The sequence below is a fragment of the Micromonospora sp. NPDC003776 genome (assembly GCF_053605645.1).
In genome coordinates this window covers 1-3,715 of the sequence record NZ_JBSGJR010000632.1, presented here as the reverse complement: position 1 = coordinate 3,715, position 3,715 = coordinate 1, and the positions used below count along the sequence as shown (strand labels likewise).

The following is a 3,715-nucleotide window of genomic DNA, read 5'->3' as shown; positions in this document are numbered from 1 at the left end:
TTGCCCACGCCGGCCTCGCGAGGGTCGGCGTGCGCGTGGTGCAGGCGGGTGACCAGCCACCGCTCGGCCGCAGCGAGGCGGTGGAAGGTCACCCCCTCCCGCTCCAGGTCCGGGATGTAGACCACCCGCTCGATCAGGTCGGGCACGAGCAGTTCCACCACGTCGTACGCGTCGAGGTGGTCCCGCTTGGCCGCGTACGCCCGGACCAGCGCGTGGGTCATCAACGTGTCGTCGGTGATGTGCCCGTCGCCCTTGTGGTACGGCGCGAGTGGCCGCGCGGTGGCCCAGTCGGCGTGGTACGGGCCGACGATTCCCTCGACCCAGCCGCCGAACCGGGCGCGGATCTGCTCGGGCAGGGCCGTCTCGGTGGCTCCGCCGAGGGCGTCGCCCACGGCGGCGCCGACGAGGCAACCGACCGATGTGTCGAGCAAGAGTGACATGGTTACCTCAGAACCTGCTTGCCGCCGTCGACCAGCTGCGTGCTGAGCTGGTCCAGGGTGATCTTGTTGGCGAAGTACTGCTGGAGGGCCGGGGTGGCGTACTTGGTCTTCCACTCCGGGTAGGCGTCGACCTGCTGGAACGGGGCGACGGTCAGGTCGGCGGCGCTGTCCGCGGCGACATCCCAGCCCTGCTTGCCCTCGGTGGCCTTGACCAGCTCCTGGTTGGCCTGCTTGCCGGTGGGCACCAGCCAGTCACCCTTGGCCAGGGCGGCCATGTTGGTGGGGTTCAGGAACCACTGCAGGAACTCCGCGGCCTGCTTCTTGTGCTTGCTGTCCTCGGAGATGGACATCGTCTGCGGGTTGGCCGCCTGCTTGGCGGACAGGCCCTTGATCGGCGGGAGGGTGACCCACTCGAAGCCGGCCGGGGCCTGCTCGACCATCTGCTGGCGCAGCGAGACCGAGCCGGGGAGCATGGCGTACTTGCCGCCGAAGAAGCCGGGCAGGGTGTCCGCGCCGCTCATGCCGAGGGCCTCCGGGGAGGCGGACTTGACGGTGTAGAGCATGTCGTGGATCCGCTTCGGCACCTCCTTCTCCGCGTCGCCGACCTTGACCTCGGTCTTGCCGCCGTCGGTGTAGAAGAACTTGCCGTCGAAGTTCAGCGCCAGGTTCATCACCCGGTTGGTGGGCGACTTGAGCGCCCAGGCCACGCCGTACTGACCGGGCTTGGTGAGCTTCTGCGCGTTGGCCTGGAACTCGTCCCAGGTCCAGCCGCCGTCGGCGGGCGGCACGGCGACGCCGGCGGCGTCCAGCAGCTTCTTGTTGGCGATGACGACCTGCGACTCGAGCAGGAACGGGATGCCGGTGACCTTGCCGTCGAAGGTGGCGGTGTCCCAGACGCCCTGGTCGATCTGGCTCTTGAAGTCGTCGGAGAGCAGCTTGGAGACGTCGGCCAGGTAGCCCTGCTTGGTGAACTCGCCGATCGCGGCGGCTTCGTAGTGGACGATGTCCGGCGCGTCCCCGCCCTCGAACGAGGTGACCAGCTGGTCGTGGACCGAGTTCCAGTCACCCTGGACGTACTCGACCTGGATGTCCGGGTGATCCTTGTTCCACTTCGCGACCAGATCCTTGTTGGCCTGCAGCGACTCCTTCTGCCAGGCGAGGCTGAGGAAGCGCAGCTTCACCGGGCCGGACGCGTTCTCGTCCTTGCCGCCGCCGTCACCGCAGGCGGTGAGGGCGCCGAGGCCGACGACCGCGACCGCGGCGGCCGCGGCGAGTCGACGGAATCTGCTACGGAGCATGGGGGGTTTCCTCCTTGGTGGTGGGTTGGGAAACGGGATTCAGCCCTTGACCGCGCCGGCGAGCGACCCGGACGAGAGCCGGCGTTGCATGAACGCGAAGAAGATCAGGCTGGGCAGGGTGGCCAGCAGCGAACCGGCCGCCAGCGGCCCCAGGCGGGCGGTGCCCTCGATGCCGACGAACCGGGCCAGGGCGACCGGCAGGGTGGCCAGCTCGGGCGTCTTGACCAGCACCAGGGCGAAGAAGAACTCGTTCCAGGCGGAGATGAACGAGAACAGCGCGGTGGCCACGATGCCCGGCGCGAGCAGCGGGAAGACCACCCGGCGCAGCACCTGCAGGCGGGTCGCGCCGTCGACGCTGGCCGCCTCCTCCAGTTCGCGGGGGATGTTGCGGACGAAGCCCTGCAGCATCCACAGCGCGAACGGCAGCGCCCAGACCACGTAGATGAGCACCAGCCCGGCGTGCGTGTTGGCCAGCCCCACCTGCCGCAGAATCAGGAAGATCGGGATGATCAGCAGCACGAACGGGAAGAGCTGCGACAGCAGCACCCAGCCCAGCGCCGCCGTACCGAGCTTGGTCCGGAACCGCGCCAGCGCGTACGAGGCGGGCAGGGCGACCAGCACGGTGAGCACCGCCGAGGCGAGCGACACCTGGAGGCTGTTCAGCGCGGCCCGGCCGAGCTGCTGCTCGGTGAAGGCCTGCACGAAGTTCTGCACGGTGGGGTTGCTGGGGATCAGCGTGGGGTGCAGCTGGGCCAGTTCCCGGGGCGGCTTGAACGCGGTGGACAGCAGCCAGATCAGCGGGAACCCGAGGAAGATCAGGTATCCGACCAGGGCGAGGTACTGCAGGCTCCGCGCGGTGCGGCTCGGCTTTCCGAACATGGTCAGTTCGCCTCCCTCAGCCGGCGACGCAGGTAGACGGCGAGCAGCGCGACGATGATCACGACCATCACGTTGCCGAGCGCGGCGGCGTAGCCGTAGTTGCCGTAGCGGAACGCCTCCTCGTAGGCGAAGAGCATCGGCAGCATGGTCTTGCCGCCCGGCCCGCCGGCGGTCAGCACGTAGACCAGACCGAACGAGTTGAAGTTCCAGATGAAGTCCAGCGAGGTGATCGCCACGACCACCGGCGCGATGGCGGGCAGCGTGACGTTCCGAAACCGGTGCCAGGTGCTGGCGCCGTCGACCGCGGCCGCCTCGTGCAGGTCGCGGGGCACGCCCTGCAACCCGGCCAGGAGTACGACGGTGGTCTGTGGCATGCCGGCCCAGACGCCCACGATGATCACCGCGGGCAGGGCGGTACTGAAGTCGCCGAGCCAGTTGGTGCGCAGGCCGTCAGCGCCGATCCGGTAAAAGAACTCGTTGAGCAGGCCGGCGTCAGGGTGGTAGACGAGCTTCCACAGGATGCCGACGACCACCGGGGGCATCGCCCACGGCACCACGGCGAGCACCCGGGCGATGCCGCGGAAGCGCAGCTGCTGGTTGAGCAGCAGGGCCAGACCCAGTGCGAGCAGGAACTGCAGCACGGTCACCCCGACCGCCCAGAGCAGGCCGATCTTGAACGAATTCCAGAACAGCTCGTCGTGCAGCAGTTCCCGGTAGTTGGCCAGCCCGGTGAAGCTGATCTCGACGTGCCGGCCGGCGCGGGCGTCGGTGAAGCCCAGATAGATGCCGCGCAAAAGCGGGAAGACCGACAGCACCACGATCGGCAGCAGCGACGGCAGCAGCAGCAGATAGATGCCGAGCCGGTCGGAGCGGCTGCGGGCCGCGCGGGGCCCGCCGGCGCGGGCGACGTCGGGCCGTTCGGCCACCGTGGTCATGCCGTCACCTCCGGGGTACGCGGCGCGGGCAGGTCCGCGCCGGCCGGGCCGGGCGCGGGGACGGAGCGGGTCGCGGCGTCGGGCGCGGCGGCGCTGGTGGCCCGGACGGCGAGGGGGGGCGGGTCCTGCTCGCGGCGGGGCGGCTGTTCCGGGTGGGCGGTGC

General features: G+C 69.7%; 4 protein-coding genes. All 4 read right to left on the bottom strand.

Translation table 11 applies throughout. The annotated features are described in order from the left end of the window. Positions 1-440, bottom strand: a 440-nt coding sequence (locus tag ACWEVO_RS32310; protein WP_452311234.1) for an ADP-ribosylglycohydrolase family protein, incomplete at its 3' end; no start/stop codon positions are given. Positions 441-442: 2 nt separating this feature from the next. Then, the gene (locus ACWEVO_RS32305; RefSeq protein WP_452311233.1) at positions 443-1,738 is read right to left on the bottom strand and encodes an ABC transporter substrate-binding protein; all 1,296 of its coding nucleotides are present in this window, start codon (positions 1,736-1,738) and stop codon (positions 443-445) included. A gap of 39 nt (positions 1,739-1,777) precedes the next feature. Continuing rightward, positions 1,778-2,617, bottom strand: a complete 840-nt coding sequence (locus ACWEVO_RS32300; protein ID WP_452311232.1) for a carbohydrate ABC transporter permease — start codon at positions 2,615-2,617, stop codon at positions 1,778-1,780. Between the two features lie 2 nt (positions 2,618-2,619). Beyond that, positions 2,620-3,552 (bottom strand): carbohydrate ABC transporter permease, encoded by a 933-nt coding sequence (locus ACWEVO_RS32295; RefSeq protein WP_452311231.1) that lies wholly within the window; start codon positions 3,550-3,552, stop codon positions 2,620-2,622. Positions 3,553-3,715: the final 163 nt, after the last annotated feature.